Origin of the sequence: Streptomyces sp. AA1529, from assembly GCF_000280905.1 — a bacterium.
GTDB lineage: Bacteria > Actinomycetota > Actinomycetes > Streptomycetales > Streptomycetaceae > Streptomyces.
The window spans coordinates 190,566-205,495 of the sequence record NZ_ALAP01000030.1 but is presented as its reverse complement, the minus strand read 5'-3'; the positions used below and the strand labels follow the sequence as shown (position 1 = coordinate 205,495).

Annotated in this window: 14 protein-coding genes; 3 read left to right on the top strand and 11 right to left on the bottom strand. The window is 75.5% G+C overall.

What is annotated here, in order from left to right:
• Positions 1 to 25 precede the first annotated feature (25 nt).
• The 8 genes from A949_RS38480 to A949_RS0108910 form a co-directional block, all read right to left on the bottom strand.
• A complete protein-coding gene (locus A949_RS38480) occupies positions 26 to 196 on the bottom strand; it encodes a hypothetical protein (protein WP_019355668.1) in 171 nt (56 codons plus the stop codon).
• Between the two features lie 162 nt (positions 197 to 358).
• A complete protein-coding gene (locus A949_RS32925; protein WP_237735776.1) occupies positions 359 to 1,087 on the bottom strand; it encodes a hypothetical protein in 729 nt (242 codons plus the stop codon).
• Between the two features lie 153 nt (positions 1,088 to 1,240).
• Entirely contained in the window at positions 1,241 to 2,038 is a 798-nt protein-coding gene (locus A949_RS0108935) for a type III pantothenate kinase (RefSeq protein WP_019355666.1), read from the bottom strand.
• Complete coding sequence (gene nadC, locus A949_RS0108930) at positions 2,038 to 3,054, bottom strand: carboxylating nicotinate-nucleotide diphosphorylase (RefSeq protein WP_019355665.1); 1,017 nt, start codon at positions 3,052 to 3,054, stop codon at positions 2,038 to 2,040. Before nadC ends, A949_RS0108935 begins: the two co-directional genes overlap by 1 nt.
• Positions 3,051 to 4,844, bottom strand: coding sequence for an L-aspartate oxidase (locus A949_RS0108925; protein WP_019355664.1), 1,794 nt, complete (start codon positions 4,842 to 4,844; stop codon positions 3,051 to 3,053). Before A949_RS0108925 ends, nadC begins: the two co-directional genes overlap by 4 nt.
• Complete coding sequence (gene panC, locus A949_RS0108920; RefSeq protein ID WP_019355663.1) at positions 4,841 to 5,764, bottom strand: pantoate--beta-alanine ligase; 924 nt, start codon at positions 5,762 to 5,764, stop codon at positions 4,841 to 4,843. Before panC ends, A949_RS0108925 begins: the two co-directional genes overlap by 4 nt.
• Complete coding sequence (locus A949_RS0108915; protein ID WP_051019438.1) at positions 5,761 to 6,780, bottom strand: DUF2520 domain-containing protein; 1,020 nt, start codon at positions 6,778 to 6,780, stop codon at positions 5,761 to 5,763. Before A949_RS0108915 ends, panC begins: the two co-directional genes overlap by 4 nt.
• Positions 6,781 to 6,959: 179 nt before the next feature.
• A complete protein-coding gene (locus A949_RS0108910; RefSeq protein ID WP_019355661.1) occupies positions 6,960 to 7,220 on the bottom strand; it encodes a hypothetical protein in 261 nt (86 codons plus the stop codon).
• Positions 7,221 to 7,385: 165 nt separating this feature from the next.
• Between A949_RS0108910 and A949_RS0108905 the strand changes: the two genes are divergently transcribed.
• The gene (locus tag A949_RS0108905; protein WP_026004473.1) at positions 7,386 to 8,507 is read left to right on the top strand and encodes a DUF5937 family protein; all 1,122 of its coding nucleotides are present in this window, start codon (positions 7,386 to 7,388) and stop codon (positions 8,505 to 8,507) included.
• 57 nt (positions 8,508 to 8,564) lie between these two features.
• Here the strand turns inward: A949_RS0108905 and A949_RS0108900 are convergent, their stop codons facing one another.
• Positions 8,565 to 9,245 (bottom strand): response regulator, encoded by a 681-nt coding sequence (locus A949_RS0108900; protein ID WP_019355659.1) that lies wholly within the window; start codon positions 9,243 to 9,245, stop codon positions 8,565 to 8,567.
• A gap of 139 nt (positions 9,246 to 9,384) precedes the next feature.
• On the bottom strand, positions 9,385 to 10,626 hold the full coding sequence (locus A949_RS0108895) for a sensor histidine kinase (protein WP_019355658.1): 1,242 nt from the start codon (positions 10,624 to 10,626) through the stop codon (positions 9,385 to 9,387).
• Positions 10,627 to 10,867: 241 nt separating this feature from the next.
• On the opposite strand from A949_RS0108895, the gene A949_RS0108885 reads away from it, so the two are divergent.
• Together A949_RS0108885 and A949_RS0108880 are read left to right on the top strand one after the other, a co-directional pair.
• Positions 10,868 to 11,884, top strand: a complete 1,017-nt coding sequence (locus A949_RS0108885) for an SAM-dependent methyltransferase (RefSeq protein ID WP_019355656.1) — start codon at positions 10,868 to 10,870, stop codon at positions 11,882 to 11,884.
• A gap of 237 nt (positions 11,885 to 12,121) precedes the next feature.
• Positions 12,122 to 13,513: a dihydrolipoyl dehydrogenase family protein gene (locus tag A949_RS0108880; RefSeq protein WP_019355655.1), complete on the top strand. Its 1,392-nt coding sequence runs from the start codon at positions 12,122 to 12,124 to the stop codon at positions 13,511 to 13,513.
• Positions 13,514 to 13,570: 57 nt separating this feature from the next.
• Here A949_RS0108880 and A949_RS0108875 read toward each other — a convergent pair whose 3' ends face one another.
• The gene (locus A949_RS0108875) at positions 13,571 to 14,752 is read right to left on the bottom strand and encodes an ABC transporter ATP-binding protein (RefSeq protein ID WP_019355654.1); all 1,182 of its coding nucleotides are present in this window, start codon (positions 14,750 to 14,752) and stop codon (positions 13,571 to 13,573) included.
• Positions 14,753 to 14,930: the final 178 nt, after the last annotated feature.

The following is a 14,930-nucleotide window of genomic DNA, read 5'->3' as shown; positions in this document are numbered from 1 at the left end:
GTCCGGCGCGAGGGCTGCCCCGGGCTCAGCTCCGGCGCTGCTGACCGGCGCCGTCGGCGCGCGCGGCGGCGGCGTCCACGATGCCGTCCTCCTTGGCCTTGTTCGCACCGCCCTGGGTCCTGACGATCGTCACGATGAGCGCCGTGAAGGCCACCGCCATCACGAGCGGCGGGGTCAGTGCGGCGACGTAGTCCATGCCAGGGCCTCCTCGGTGAACGGAGCCCCCAGGGTAACGCCGCCCCCCGCGGCCGGACCGGCAGGGCGGACCGGCGGGGCGGACCGGCGGACCGGCACGGGCGCGGGGCCCGGACGCGGTCACACACCCCGGCGGCGGGTGAGTGCCGAAGCGCGTGCCGCGTCACACGGGGACGGCACGCGGCGGCAGAAGGGCCGGGGACGGGCGGCCCCCGGCGGCCCGCTGCTCGGTGCCCGGCTCCGCGTCCGGCTCCGCGGGCTGCTCCTCCGGGGGCTCGGGCGGGGTCCGGCGGCGCCGGGGCGGAAAGACCTCGGCGGGGGTGGGCACGGGCCGCGAGGGGGTGGCGGGACGCTCGGCGGGAGCGGGCTCGGCCGGGCCGGGCGAGGGCTTCCCGGGGCGCCGCGGCGCCGGTTCCGGCCCGTCGCCGTCCTCCTGCTCGCCGGCCCGCACAGCGGGCACACGGGGTGCCTGACGGCCGCCCTGGGGCCGGGGCAGCCGGGGCACCCGGGCCTCCTCGGCGCGCCGCAGCAGGCCCGTGCGGCGGATGGCCTCGCGCGGGCCGACGGGCTCGGCGCACAGCTCGCGGAGCGCGGCGAGGTCGGCGGGAGCGGGGAGGTACCCGGCGGCGAGGGCGTCCTCGAACTGCTCCAGATAGCCGGCCGCGGCGCCCGGCAGCGCCGCGCGGTGGCGGGCGAGGTCGGCACGCACGAAGGAGCGCAGCCGGGCACCCTCACCGATCGCCTCGTCCACGGCCCGGACGAGCCGCAGATACTCCTGGACCCGCTCGGGCGCGGGGTCGGACTGGAGGGCGATGGCGAGAGCGCCGCCGAGCACACGCAGCTCGTGCGGGCCGAACGCCACGCCGCCTCGGGAACCGTATGGCGTGGGCATGCGGCGACGATAGAAGGCATGCGGGCCAAATGTACGTATTGCCTGATTTACGGCGTGGCGCCCCGGGCCGCCCGCCACGCGGCCCCCGCGGGCTGCGAGCCCACCCCCGTGCGGACCCCGCGGGCGCCGTCCGCCCGACGCACGGCCCCGCGTTCAGCCCCGTTCGACGTTCCGCTCGTACACCAGCCGGAGGCCGATCAGCGTCAGCCAGGGCTCGTGCTCGTCGATCACCGTCGACTCGCCCAGCACCATCGGGGCGAGCCCGCCGGTCGCGATGACGGTGACGTCCTGCGGATCGTCCGCCAGCTCCGCCGCCATCCGGTTGACGACCCCGTCCACCTGGCCCGCGAAGCCGTAGACGATGCCCGCCTGCATCGCCTCCACGGTGTTCTTGCCGATCACGCTGCGCGGCCGGGCGATCTCGATCTTGCGGAGCTGCGCGCCCCGCATGCCCAGCGCGTCCACCGAGATCTCGATACCGGGTGCGATGACCCCGCCGACGTACTCGCCCCGCGCCGAGACCGCGTCGAACGTGGTGGCCGTGCCGAAGTCGACCACCACGCACGGACCGCCGTACAGCTCGACCGCCCCCAGCGCGTTGATGATCCGGTCGGCCCCGACCTCCTTCGGGTTGTCCATCAGGATCGGCACGCCGGTCTTCACCCCGGGCTCCACCAGCACCGCCGGGATGTCCCCGTAGTAGCGCCGGGTCACCTCGCGCAGTTCGTGCAGCACGGAGGGCACGGTCGAGCAGATGGCGATGCCCTCGATGTTGTCGCCCAGCTCCTCGCCGAGCAGCGGGTGCATCCCCATCAGCCCGTTCAGCAGCACGGCCAGCTCGTCCGCCGTGCGGCGCGCCTCCGTCGAGATCCGCCAGTGCTCGACGATCTCCTCGCCGTCGAACAGGCCCAGCACGGTGTGGGTGTTGCCCACGTCGATGGTGAGCAGCATCAGCGCTGTTCCTCCCGCAGGTCCAGGCCGATGTCGAGCACCGGCGCGGAGTGGGTGAGCGCCCCCACCGCGAGGTAGTCGACGCCGGTGGCCGCGTACTCGGCGGCGTTGGCGAGCGTCAGCCCCCCGGAGGACTCCAGCCGCGCCCGGCCCGCCACCAGGGTGACCGCCTCGGCGGTCGTCCCCGGGGTGAAGTTGTCCAGCAGCAGCAGATCGGCCCCCTGGTCGAGCACCGACGGGATCTGGTCGAGGCTGTCGACCTCCACCTCGACGGGGATGTCCGGGAACTCCGCACGCACCCGCGCGAACGCCTCGGCCACCCCGCCCGCGGCGATCACATGGTTGTCCTTGATCAGCGCCGCGTCGGACAGCGACATCCGGTGGTTGACCCCGCCGCCGCAGCGCACCGCGAACTTCTCCAGGGCGCGCAGCCCCGGCGTGGTCTTGCGGGTGTCGCGCACCCGCGCCCCGGTGCCCTCCAACGCGTCCGCCCACGCGCGGGTCGCGGTCGCGATCCCGGAGAGCCGGCACAGCAGATTGAGGGCGCTGCGCTCCGCGGTGAGCAGGTCGCGGGTACGGGTGCGGACCGTCAGCAGCCGCTGCCCGGCCACCACCCGGTCCCCGTCCAGCGCGTGCCGCTCCACCTCGAACTCGTCGGTGCACACCACCGAGAGGACCGCCTCGGCGACCCGGAGCCCGGCGACGGTGCCCGCCTCCCGGGCCGTGAAGTCGCCCGTGGCGACGGCCTCCTCCGGGACGGTGGCGACGCTGGTGACGTCCACACCGCGGTCGAGGTCCTCCTCGACCGCCAGGTGAGCGATGTCCTCGACCTGCACGGGATCCAGACCGGAGTCGCTCAGCAGCTGCGCCAGATCGGGGTCCAGGCCGCACTCCAGCGGGTCGAGACCGTCCGGGTCCGGCTCGGCCGAGCAGCCGCAGCCGTCGCCGCAGCCACCGCCTTCGGACGGCGCCGAGGGGCCCCGGCCGATCTGGAGGAGGGGGAGGTCGTCGGTCACTGTTGCTCCTTGGGCAGGGCGACAACCGGCGGGAAGGCGGTCGTCCGGGTGGTACGGAGAGTGAAGCGGGCGTCGGGCCGGGCCGCGCCTCCGGGACTGTCGGGCTGAGCCGCGCCTCCGGGGCCGGTGCCGAGGCGCACGACGAGGTGGCGGGACCACGTCTCGTCGTCGCGGTCCGGGAAGTCCTCGCGCCAGTGGCAGCCCCGGGTCTCCTCGCGGCGGAGGGCCGCTGCCACCAGGACCTGTGCGACCAGGTGGAGGTTGGCCGTCTCCCAGGTGTCCACGCCCGGCTCGGGATGCTTCCCGGCGGCCGCACCGGAGAGGGCCGCGAGCTGCTCCGCGGCCCGCGCCAGGGAGGCGGCGGACCGGAGCACTCCGGCGCCCTCGCTCATGACGCGCTGGACGCGGGTCCGCGCGGAGGCGGGAAGCAACGCCGCCCGCGCCGAACCGGCGCCGTCCGCGGGCGCCGCGGGCGCCGCGGAACCGGCGTCCGGAGCCGCGGCCGGGTCGAGCACGGCCTCGGCGATCCGCTCCGCGAACACCAGGCCCTCCAGCAGGCTGTTGGAGGCCAGCCGGTTGGCGCCGTGCACCCCGGTGCAGGCCGCCTCGCCGCAGGCGTAGAGGCCCGGCACGGTGGTACGGCCGTGCAGGTCGGTGCGGATGCCGCCGCTGGCGTAGTGGGCCGCGGGAGCGACCGGCACGGGCTGCGTCACCGGGTCGATGCCGTGCGCCCGGCAGGCGGCCAGGATGGTGGGGAAGCGGGTCTCCCACATGGCGGCGCCGAAGTGCCGGGCGTCCAGATACATGTGGTCGGTGCCCTGCCGCGCGGCGTGCCGCATGATGCCCTTGGCGACGATGTCGCGCGGCGCCAGCTCGGCGAGGGGATGGGCGCCCTGCATGAAGCGGAGCCCGTCGGCGTCCACCAGGCGGGCGCCCTCGCCGCGCACGGCCTCGGAGATGAGCGGCTGCTGCCCCTCGGCGTCCGGACCGAGGTAGAGCACCGTCGGGTGGAACTGCACGAACTCCAGGTCGGAGACCTCCGCGTCGGCGCGCAGTGCGAGGGCGACGCCGTCGCCGGTGGAGACGGCCGGGTTGGTGGTCGCGGCGAAGACCTGGCCCATGCCGCCGGTGGCCAGTACGACGGCGGGAGCGCGCACGGCGCCGACGCCGTCGTGCTGCCCCTCGCCCATCACGTGCAGGGTGACGCCCGCGGTGTGCCCGTCTGCGTCTTTGAGCAGGTCGAGGACGAGGGCGTTCTCGACGGTGCGGATGCCCTGTTCGCGTACGGCCTCGACCAGCGCGCGGGAGATCTCGGCCCCCGTCGCGTCGCCGCCCGCGTGCGCGATGCGGTTGCGGTGGTGGCCGCCCTCGCGGGTCAGCGCGATCTCACCGGTGTCGGAGGAGAGGTCGAAATCGGCGCCCGCCGCGATGAGCCGCCGCACGGCCGCGGGACCCTCGGTGACCAGGGTGCGCACCGCGTTCTCGTCGCACAGTCCGGCACCTGCCTCCAGGGTGTCGTCCAGGTGCTGCTCCGGGCTGTCGCCCTCGCCCAGCGCGGCGGCGACGCCGCCCTGGGCCCAGCGGGTCGATCCGGCGTTCAGCCGGGCCTTGGTGACGATGACGGTACGGGCGCCGCCCGCCGCGCAGCGCAGCGCGGCCGTCAGCCCGGCGACCCCGGAACCGACGACGACCACATCGGCGTCGAGGGTCCAGCCCGGGGCGGGCGCGGGCAGCGCGGTGCCGGCTATGCCGGGTCCGACGGCTTCGGGGTGCCGGCTGTGGACGGTCATCGGGCTTCTCCGAGGTTCGAGCGGCCGAGGTTCGAGCGGCCTGGGTTCGAGCGGCCTGGGTTCGACTGGCCGAAGTGCAGGGGGGCGTTGTCGATCAGCCGGGTGGTGCCCACGCGGGCGGCGACCGCGAGCACGGCGTCGCCCTGCCGCGCCTCGTCGGTGATCTCGGCGAATCCCTCGGGGTCGATCAGCGCGACGTAGTCCACGTCCAGGCCCTGCTCGGCGGCCGGCTCCAGCACCTGCCGGGCGGCGCGCAGCGCAGCTGCCGGGCCCTGCGGCGCGGCCTGCGCACCGGCGCGCAGGGCGCGGGAGAGGGCGAGGCCGCTGGCGCGCTCCGCGTCGTTCAGGAACCGGTTGCGGCTGGAGAGGGCGAGACCGTCGTGCTCGCGGACCGTGGGGACCGCGACGATCTCCACCGGGAAGTTCAGATCCCGCACCATCCGGCGGACGAGGGCGAGCTGCTGCGCGTCCTTCTGCCCGAAGAAGGCCGCATCGGGTGCCGTCAGGTGGAGCAGCTTGGCGACGACGGTGAGCATCCCGTCGAAGTGCCCGGGCCGGAAGGCGCCCTCCAGCACGTCGCCCATCGGCCCCGCGGAGATCCGCACCTGTGGCTCGCCGCCCGGGTAGACCTCGGCCGCGGACGGGGCGAAGACCACGTCCGCGCCTTCCTTCCCGGCGACCTCCAGATCGGCCTCCAGGGTGCGCGGGTAGCGCTCCAGGTCCTCACCGGCGCCGAACTGGAGCGGGTTGACGAAGACCGTCACGACGACCTGGCCCAGCGGACCCACCCGGTCCCGGGCCGCGCGCACCAGCGCGGCGTGGCCCTCGTGCAGTGCACCCATGGTCATGACGACGGCCCGGTCGCCCGCGCGCGCCAGGGCGCGCAGTTCGGCAGCCGTACCGATGACGCGCGGCGTCATGCGCCCGCCTCCCCGTCCCGGCCGTCTCCGCGGTCCGCTCCCCCGTCGTCGCCCCGGTCGCCCCGGCCGTCGTCCGGGTCGTCGCCCGGCGTCCGCGGGGTGCCGCCGGCCGGTCCCGCACCGCCGGACGAGCCGTCGTCCGGGGGGTTGCCGGGCGCGCCCGCCGCCGCCAGCACGTCCAGCAGCGCCTCGGCGGGCCCGGGCCGCAGCAGACCGTGCGCCAGGGCCCGGTCGGCGGTCGCGCGGGCCATCGCCAGATATCCGGCCACCGTCCCCGGTGCGCTGCGACGCAGCTCCTCGACGTGCGCCGCGACGGTGCCCGCGTCACCGCGGGCCACCGGGCCGGTCAGCGCGGCGTCACCGGAGCGCAGCGCGTTGTCCAGGGCCGCTCCCAGCAGCGGGCCCAGCATCCTGTCGGGGGCCTGCACCCCGGTGGCGCGCAGCAGGTCCATCGACTGGTTGACCAGCGTGACCAGGTGGTTGGCGCCGATGGCGAGGGCCGCGTGGTACAGCGGACGGGCCGCTTCGGCGATCCACTCCGGCTCGCCGCCCATCTCGATGACGAGGGCCTCGGCCGCCAGCCGCAGTTCCTGCGGTGCGGTCACCCCGAACGCGCACCCGGCCAGCCGCTGCACGTCCACGGCCGTGCCGGTGAACGTCATCACCGGGTGCAGCGCGAGGGGCAGCGCCCCGGCCCGCAGCGCGGGCTCCAGCACCGAGATGCCGAACCGGCCGGAGGTGTGCGCCACCAGTTGGCCGGGGCGCACGGCGCCGGTCCGCGCCAGGCCGGACACCAGGTCCGGCAGCGCGTCGTCGGGCACGGTCAGCAGGACCAGCTCGGAGCGGGCCAGCACCTCGGCCGGGTCCACCAGCGGCACGCCGGGCAGCAGCTCGGCCGCCCGGCCGCGGGACGCGTCCGAGACCCCGGAGGCCGCGACCGGGCGGTGCCCGGCCAGCCGGAGCGCCGCGGCCAGTGCCGGGCCGACCCGTCCGGCGCCGACGACGCCCACGGACAGCCGCGCCGGGCGGTCCTCGGCGCGGGCCGGGGCGGCGGGCTCGGGCCTGCCCCCGGCGCCGGGCCGGGAGGCGTCCCCGGTGCCGTCCGGGGGCGGGGAGTGGTGTGCGTTCACGAAAGCGGCCTTCCGTATGCGTTCCGGTCCGCTCAGTGGCCGGTACCGGACGAGACCACGCCATGCTAAGCCCTCCGCGTCCGGCGCCGGAGCGGCCGGGGTGCGGTCCGGGAGGCCCCGTCCCGGACCGCGCGCGGGCCCGCGGAGGGCGCCGCGGGCCGGTCCGCGGCGCCGCCGCCGGACCCGAACTCCTGCCTGGCCTCCCGGCGGGCCACCCACCAGGCCCGCAGGAGCCTCGCCTCGTGGCTGCCGGGTGCCGGGGGCGGTGCCTGACCGTGCGAGCCGAGCCGCCAGATGTCCAACGCGTACTGATCCATGAGTGCCATGCGCCCCACGGTGCGGCGCTTCCGGTACCGGAGCACGCGGGTTGACGGGGGCCGTCAATCGACCCGGCGTGGATTGACGACCCTGGTCAATCGGGGAAGAAGCCGCAGCGGAAAGCCGGGTTCCGGCAGGGGGCGGTGTCCGGCCGGGAAGGCACCATGGGGGACATGAGCGTCACCATCGACATCGCCGGGCTGCCGCTGGAGCGCATCGTCTTCGCACCCTCCCCGCTGGCGGAGCTGGGCGCCGCGCTGCACACCCTCGCCGAGCCCGGGCACCATCCCCGGGCGCACAACTGGGCGACCGCCGTGAACGCCGCCCTCCCGCCGGAGCTCGCCGACCGGCTGTGCGAGGCGGACTTCCTGTGGCGTACGACGTTCTCCGACCTGCTGATGAGCTTCGCCGGGCTGGGCGACGCCGCGGTCCGGCCCGGCGCGACGCTCGCCGAGGACCTGGACGTGGTGGACAAGCTGGACGACGAGCAGTTCGTCACCACCGCCCTGGAGTTCACCTGCGGCACCGAGTACGCGGCCGCCGCCGGGCTCTCGCCGCTGTCGGACACGGCACTGCGCACCCGGGCGGTGGAGCTGGCCGCCGCACGGGGGCCGCAGCAGCGCCGGTTCACCGAGCGGCTGCTGGAGGACCCGCCCGCCGTGCGGGCCTGGGTGCGGCGCCTGTTCGAGGACTGCGAGCGGGCGTTCTTCGCCGACACCTGGAACCGGGTGCGCGGCCAGCTCGCGGCCGACGCGCGGCAGAAGACGGAGCTGCTGCGCCGCCGGGGGCTGGCGGCGACCCTGGAGGCCGTCTCCGCGGCGCTGTCGACCGACGAGCGGGGTTCGGTCATCGCCGTGGACAAGCTCGTCAGCGGGCGCACCACGGCCGTCGACCCGGCGGTGGGCCCCGGGGTGACCTTCGTCCCGTCCGTCCACCAGTGGCCGCATCTGATGGTGCTGTACCGGCACGGCTGGCGGCCCGTCGTGCACTATCCGCTGGCGTCGCGGGAGCTGTCCGGGCCGCTGTCGGTCGAGCAGTTCAAACTGCGGATGGAAGCGCTGGCGCACCCCATGCGGATGCAGCTGTGCCGGAGCCTGGCGCGCGGCCCCTACACCACCGGCGAGCTGGCCGACCACCACTCGGTCAGCTCCCCGGAGATCTCCCGGCACCTGACCGTGCTGAAGAAGGCCGGCCTGATCACCGCGCAGCGGCGCGGGCGGTACGTCCAGTACCAACTGGACCTGAAAGTGGTGGGACGGCTGGGCAGCGACTTCCTGGAGACGGTGCTGCGCTGACCCGCTGCGGTGCCGGCGCACCGCCCGGCAGCCGTCCGCGGCACCCCGCCGGGCGCCTCACTGGCTCCCGGCGCGCACCAGGCCCGTCTCGTACGCCAGCACCACCGCCTGCACCCGGTCCCGCAGCTCCAGCTTGGCCAGGATGCGGCCCACGTGCGTCTTGACCGTGGCCTCGGACAGCACCAGCCGGGCGGCGATCTCGCCGTTGGACAGGCCCTGCGCGATCAGGGTCAGGACCTCGCGCTCGCGGTCGGTGATGCGGCGCAGCTCCTTGGCGACCGGCTCCGAGGACGAGGCCGGCAGCACGGAGGAGAAGCGGTCGATCAGCCGCCGGGTGGTGCTGGGGGCGACGACCGCGTCCCCGCTGCGCACGGCCCGGATCGCGGCCAGCAGGTCGCCGGGCGGCACGTCCTTGAGCATGAAGCCGCTCGCCCCGGCCTTGAGCGCGGAGAAGGCGTACTCGTCCAAGTCGAAGGTGGTGAGTATCAGCACCTTGGGGTCGCCCGGCCCGCCCTCGCCGCCCTCGCAGATCCGGCGGGTGGCCTCCACGCCGTCGACGCCGGGCATCCGCACGTCCATCAGCACCACGTCCACCGGCTGGTCCCGCAGCACGGCCAGCGCCTCGGCGCCGTCGCTCGCCTCCGCCACGACCTCCATGTCCTGCTGCGCGGTCAGCACCATGCGGAATCCGGTGCGCAGCAGCGCCTGGTCGTCGACGAGCATCACGCGGATGGTCATGGCAGGTCCTCGGGTTCTTCTCGGCTCGGGCAGCGGCTGGTGGGTTCGGCGGGGACGGCGGGTTCGGCAAGGAGGACGGGGACGGCGGATTCGGCGGGGCTGCGGGGACGGCGGGGAACGGCGGGGCGTCGGGGCGGCCTCAGTCCGCGCCCTTGAGGGGAAGGGCGGCGCGGATGCGGAACCCGCCCCCGGAACGCGGCCCGGCCTCCAGCGCGCCGCCCACCATGCCGACACGTTCGCGCATCCCGATCAGCCCGTGTCCGAGACCGTCGGTGCCGCCGTCCTGGTACAGCTCACGCTGGGCGCCGCGGCCGTCGTCCTCGGCGAGCACGGACAGCTCGTCGTCCCGGTAGCAGAGCTGCACGGTAGCGCCCACGTGCGGACCGCCGTGCTTGCGGGTGTTGGTCAGCGCCTCCTGCACGATGCGGTACGCGGTCAGCTCGACGCTGCTGGGCAGCGGATGCGGGTCGCCCTCCACCCTGAAGTCGACCGTCAGACCGGCGCCGCGCACCTGCTCGACGAGGTCGGCGATCTGCTCGACCCCGGGCTGCGGCACATACGCGTCCCCGTCCCGCTTCGCGGTGTCGCCGCTGCGCAGCACGCCCAGCAGCCGGCGCATCTCGGCGAGGGCCTGACGGCCGGTCCCGGAGATGGTCTCCAGCGCCATCCGCGTCTGATCGGGCGAGGCGTCCAGCACATAGGAGGCGCCGTCGGCCTGGACCACCATCACCGAGACGTTGTGCGCCACCACGTCGTGCAGTTCGCGGGCTATCCGGGCGCGCTCCGCCGCGACGGCCACCTTGGCCTGAGCCTCGCGCTCCTTCTCCAGCCGCTTGGCGCGCTGCTCCAGCTCCAGGTAGTAGGCGCGGCGGGTGCGCAGCGAGTCGCCGAGCACCCAGGCCAGCACGAACGCCAGGGTCATGAAGAGGGTGCCGAAGACGTCGGCGGTCGGATTGTGCGGCGAGCTGGGCCAGCGCAGCGTGTCGATGGTGGGGGCCAGCAGCGCCCCGGCCAGTGCCCAGCGGGAGGCCCAGCGGGTGTGCCGGGAGGCGACGGTGAAGAGGATGACGAGGAAGGCGAAGTTGCCGGGGAACGGGCCCACGTCGGCGATCACCTGCGCGACTCCGGCGCCGGTCGCCAGCAGCAGCATCTTCTCCGGCGCGCGCCGCCGCAGCGCCACCACCAGGCTCAGCGCGAGCGAGATCGGGACGATGGCGATCAGCTGTCCGGTCCCCCGGGGCAGCGGGTCGGCGGCGTCCGGGCCCGGGGGTGTGGACACGCTCGCGACGATCCACAGCGACGACAGCATCAGCAGGAACACAGCCCAGAGGCTGTCCACCCAGGTGGGGTGCCTGCGGATGAAGTCGTAGAGCCGATTCACATAACTAAGCGTATGCAGGGCAGGCACGTGCGGAGGTCAACCGGACGGCCGATCCCTGGCAGCCCGCCTACTCCGCAAGGTGGAGGGCCGGGGTCCGCACCAGCGGTGAGACCGGCCCGGGTCCGTCGTCCGCGCCCCCGGTCACCGGCTGCCGGTCATCGGCCGCCGCCGGGGTCCGGTGCGTGCCGGTACCCGGAGCCACGCGGCGGCACGACCTCCGCTGCGGCCCTAGGGTGAGGCCGTGCACAACGAGCCGCCCGGGTGGCGCACGGCCACCGAACACGCGCTCTACGGGCCGGACGGCTTCTACACCCGCCAGGTCCCGGCGGCGCACTTCCGCACCTCGGTGCACGCCTCGCCGCTGTTCGCGGACGCCGTGGCTCGCCTCCTGCTGCGGGTGGACGAGGCGCTGGGGCACCCCGAGCCGCTGGATCTGGTGGACGTCGGGGCGGGCGAGGGCGAACTGCTGACCGGGGTGCTGGCGGCGCTGCGGACCCGGGAGGCGGCCGGCGGGGAGGTGGCGGCCCGGCTGCGCCCGGTCGCCGTCGAGCGGCGGGCCCGGCCCACGCGACTGGACCCGGCGATCGGCTGGCAGCAGGAGCTCCCGGAGCCGGGGACGTGCACGGGGCTGCTGTTCGCCAACGAGTGGCTGGACAACGTCCCCGTGGACGTCGCCGAGTACGACGCGGCGGGCACCGCGCGGCTGGTGCTGGTGGAGCCGGACGGTACCGAGCGGCCCGGTCCCCCGGTGTCCGGCGCGGACGCGGACTGGCTGGCCCGCTGGTGGCCGCCCGCGGAGGACGGTGCGGACGGCGCGCGGGCCGAGATCGGGCATCCGCGGGACACCGCGTGGGCGCGCGCGGCGAGCGCACTGCGCCGGGGTGCCGCCGTCGCCGTCGACTACGCGCACCGGCGCGCCGACCGGCCGCCCTTCGGCACGCTGACCGGCTTCCGCGCCGGCCACGACTGCCGGCCGGTGCCGGACGGGTCCTGCGATCTGACCTCCCACGTGGCCCTGGACGCGGTGGCGGCCGCCGCGCCGGGCAGCAGCACGCTGCTGACCCAGCGGGCGGCGCTGCGGGCGCTGGGAGTGACCGGGCGGCGCCCGCCGCTGTCCCTGGCCTCCGGCGACCCCGCGGCCTATGTGCGGGAGCTGGGTGCGGCCGGTGCGGCCGCGGAGCTGCTGGATCCCGGTGGTCTGGGCGGATTCGGCTGGCTGGTGTGCGAGGTGGAGTGCTCCGCCGGCCCCTGGGAGTGAACCGCACCCCCGGAGTGGACCGGACCACGCGGGAGACCTGGACCGCGCGGGAGGCACGGACCGCGCGGGAGGCGAGGCCCGGGAGTGGGCGCGTCCGAAGGCGGGCCGGCCTCCGGTGCGGGACCGCGCCCGGGGTGCCCGCCGGCGCCTGGGCTCTTATGCTCGCCGGAGGCCCGGCACCGGCCGGGCGGCGGGCAGCGGCGCCCGGCCGGGCCGACGAGCGGAGGAGTCCGGGGTATGGCGCGGGAATGCGATGTCGTCGTGCTGGGGATGGGACCGGGCGGCGAGGAGGTCGCGGGGCGGCTGGCCGAGGCCGGTCTCGACGTGGTGGGCGTGGAGGCGGAGCTGCTGGGCGGCGAGTGCCCGTACTGGGCGTGTGTGCCCAGCAAGATGATGGTGCGGGCCGGCGATCTGCTCGCCGAGGCGCGGCGGGTGCCCGGGATGGCGGGCACGGCGCGGGTGGAGCCGGACTTCACCCCCGTCCATGCCCGGATCCGGGACGAGGCGACGGCCGACTGGGACGACGCGGCGGCCGTCGAGCGGTTCACCGCCAAGGGCGGCCGCTTCGTGCGCGGCCGCGGCAGGTTCACCGGACAGGGCCGGGTCGAGGTCGATGCCGCCGGCGGAGCGGAGACGTTCGCCGCGCGGGTCGGCGTCGTCCTGGCGACCGGCAGCGCCCCCGCGGCGCCGCCGGTGCCCGGCCTCGACCAGGTGCCGTACTGGACGAACCGGGAGGCGGTGTCCGCGCTGGAGGCCCCGGAGTCGCTGCTGGTGCTCGGCGGCGGCGCGGTGGGAGTGGAACTGGCCCAGTCCTACGCCCGCTTCGGCACCCGGGTGACCCTGGTCGAGGCGTCCGAGCGGGTGGTCTCCGCGGAGGAACCGGAAGCCGGCGACCTGCTGCTGGAGGTCCTGCGGCGGGAGGGGCTGACGGTGCTGACCGGGGCGCGCGCCCGGGCGGCACGGTACGCGGACGGCGCCTTCGTCCTCACCCTGGACGGCGGCGAGGAGGTGTCCGCGGAGAAGCTGCTGGTGGCGACGGGACGGCGACCGCGGCTGGACGCGCTGGACCGCGCGGCGCTGGGCCTGGACGCGGAGGCCCGCCGGGTGGAGGTGGACGCGCACCTGCGCGCGGCACCCGGCGTCTGGGCCCTGGGGGACCTGGTCGGCGAGGGCGCCTTCACCCACGTGGCGATGTACCAGGCGGACGTGGCGGTACGCGCCGTGCTGGCCGCGGCGGGCCGGGGCGAAGCGGGCCCCGGCGCCGACTACCGCGCGGTGCCCCATGTCACCTTCACCGACCCGGAGATCGGTTCCGTGGGGCTGACCGAGGCCGCGGCGCGCGAACGGGGACTGACGGTCCGCACCGGGACGGCCCGGGTGCCGGACGGGATCCGCGGCTGGATCCACAAGGCGGGCAACGACGGTCTGGTCAAACTGGTGGAGGACGCCGAGCGGGGCGTCCTGGTGGGCGCGACGGCCGCCGGGCCGATGGGCGGTGAGGTGCTCTACGGACTCGCCGTGGCCGTCCGCGCGGCCGTGCCCACGGCGACGCTGCGCGACATGATGTTCGCCTTCCCCACCTTCCACCGCAGCGTCCTGGAAGCGCTCGGCGACCTCACCGCTGACTGACCGCCCCGCGGGCCGTCCGTCGGCACGGGTGACGGCCGTGTGGCGGGGCCCGCCCGCTCAGGAGCTCTCGATCGTCTCCAGTTCGACCTCCTGGCGGGCCACGGCGCGGGCGTCGGCGTCGACCGAGCGGCGCAGCGCCTCGTGCAGCCTGGCCGGGGTGAGCACGCCGACGAACCGGTCCGCGGCGTCCAGCACGGCGATCCATCCGGCGTCGTGCTGGAGCATGGTGCTGAACGCCTGCTTGAGGGTGGAGCCCAGCGGCAGCCACGCCTCCATCCGCTGCGCGTGGTCGCCGACCGTCCCCGAGCCGTCCCCGCCCCGGACCGACGCCTCGACCAGGGCGGCGGCCGAGACCCAGCCGTGCAGTTCCTCGGCGCCGTCCAGGACCACGGCCCAGCGGGCGCCGTCGGTCGCCATCCGGGCGGCGGCCTCGGCGAGCCCGTCGCTCAGGTGGAGGGTCGGCGGCTGCTCCAGGTCGCCGGGCTCTATCGGGGTGACGGACAGCCGCTTGAGGCCGCGGTCGGCGCCGACGAAGTCGGCCACGTACCCGGAGGCGGGCGCGCCCAGCACGGTGGCGGGGGTGTCGAACTGCTCGATCCGGCCCTCCCCGTAGACGGCGATCCGGTCGCCGAGGCGGACGGCCTCCTCGATGTCGTGCGTGACGAACAGCACCGTCTTGTGCAGGCGCGACTGGAGCCGCAGGAACTCGTTCTGCAGATGCTCGCGCACCACCGGGTCCACGGCGCCGAAGGGCTCGTCCATCAGCAGCACCGGCGGATCGGCGGCCAGCGCCCGGGCCACCCCGACCCGCTGCCGCTGGCCTCCGCTGAGCTGCTCGGGGTAGCGGTCGCCGAACACGTGCGGGTCCAGGCCCACCAGGTCCAGCAGTTCGCGGGCGCGCTCCCGCCTGCGCGCCTTGGACCAGCCCAGCAGGTGCGGAACGGTGGCGGTGTTGTCCAGCACCGTGCGGTGCGGGAAGAGCCCGGTCTGCTGGATGACGTAGCCCATCCGGCGGCGCAGCTCGACCGGTTCGACGCGGGCGATGTCGGCGCCGTCGACCAGGATGCGCCCCTCGGTCGGTTCGATCAGCCGGTTGACCATCTTCATGGTGGTGGTCTTGCCGCAGCCCGAGGGCCCGACGAGGGTGACCAGTTCCCCGTCGGCCACCTCGAAGGAGAGCCCCTCGACCGCGACGGTCCCGTCGGGGTAGCGCTTGGCCACGTTCTCGAAGCGAATCATCTGCCCATCCTCGTCTCCGGCCCGTTCCCGGCTGTTGCCCCGGCCGCTGCGGTCGTATGCGGACAGCGAAACACAGCCCACCGACAATCCTCCCGGCAGCCGTGCTGATCCCGCGGACAGCGGATGAACCGAACGGTTCCGGGGTACGGCACTCCGGACTGATTGTCAGTCCGCCGGG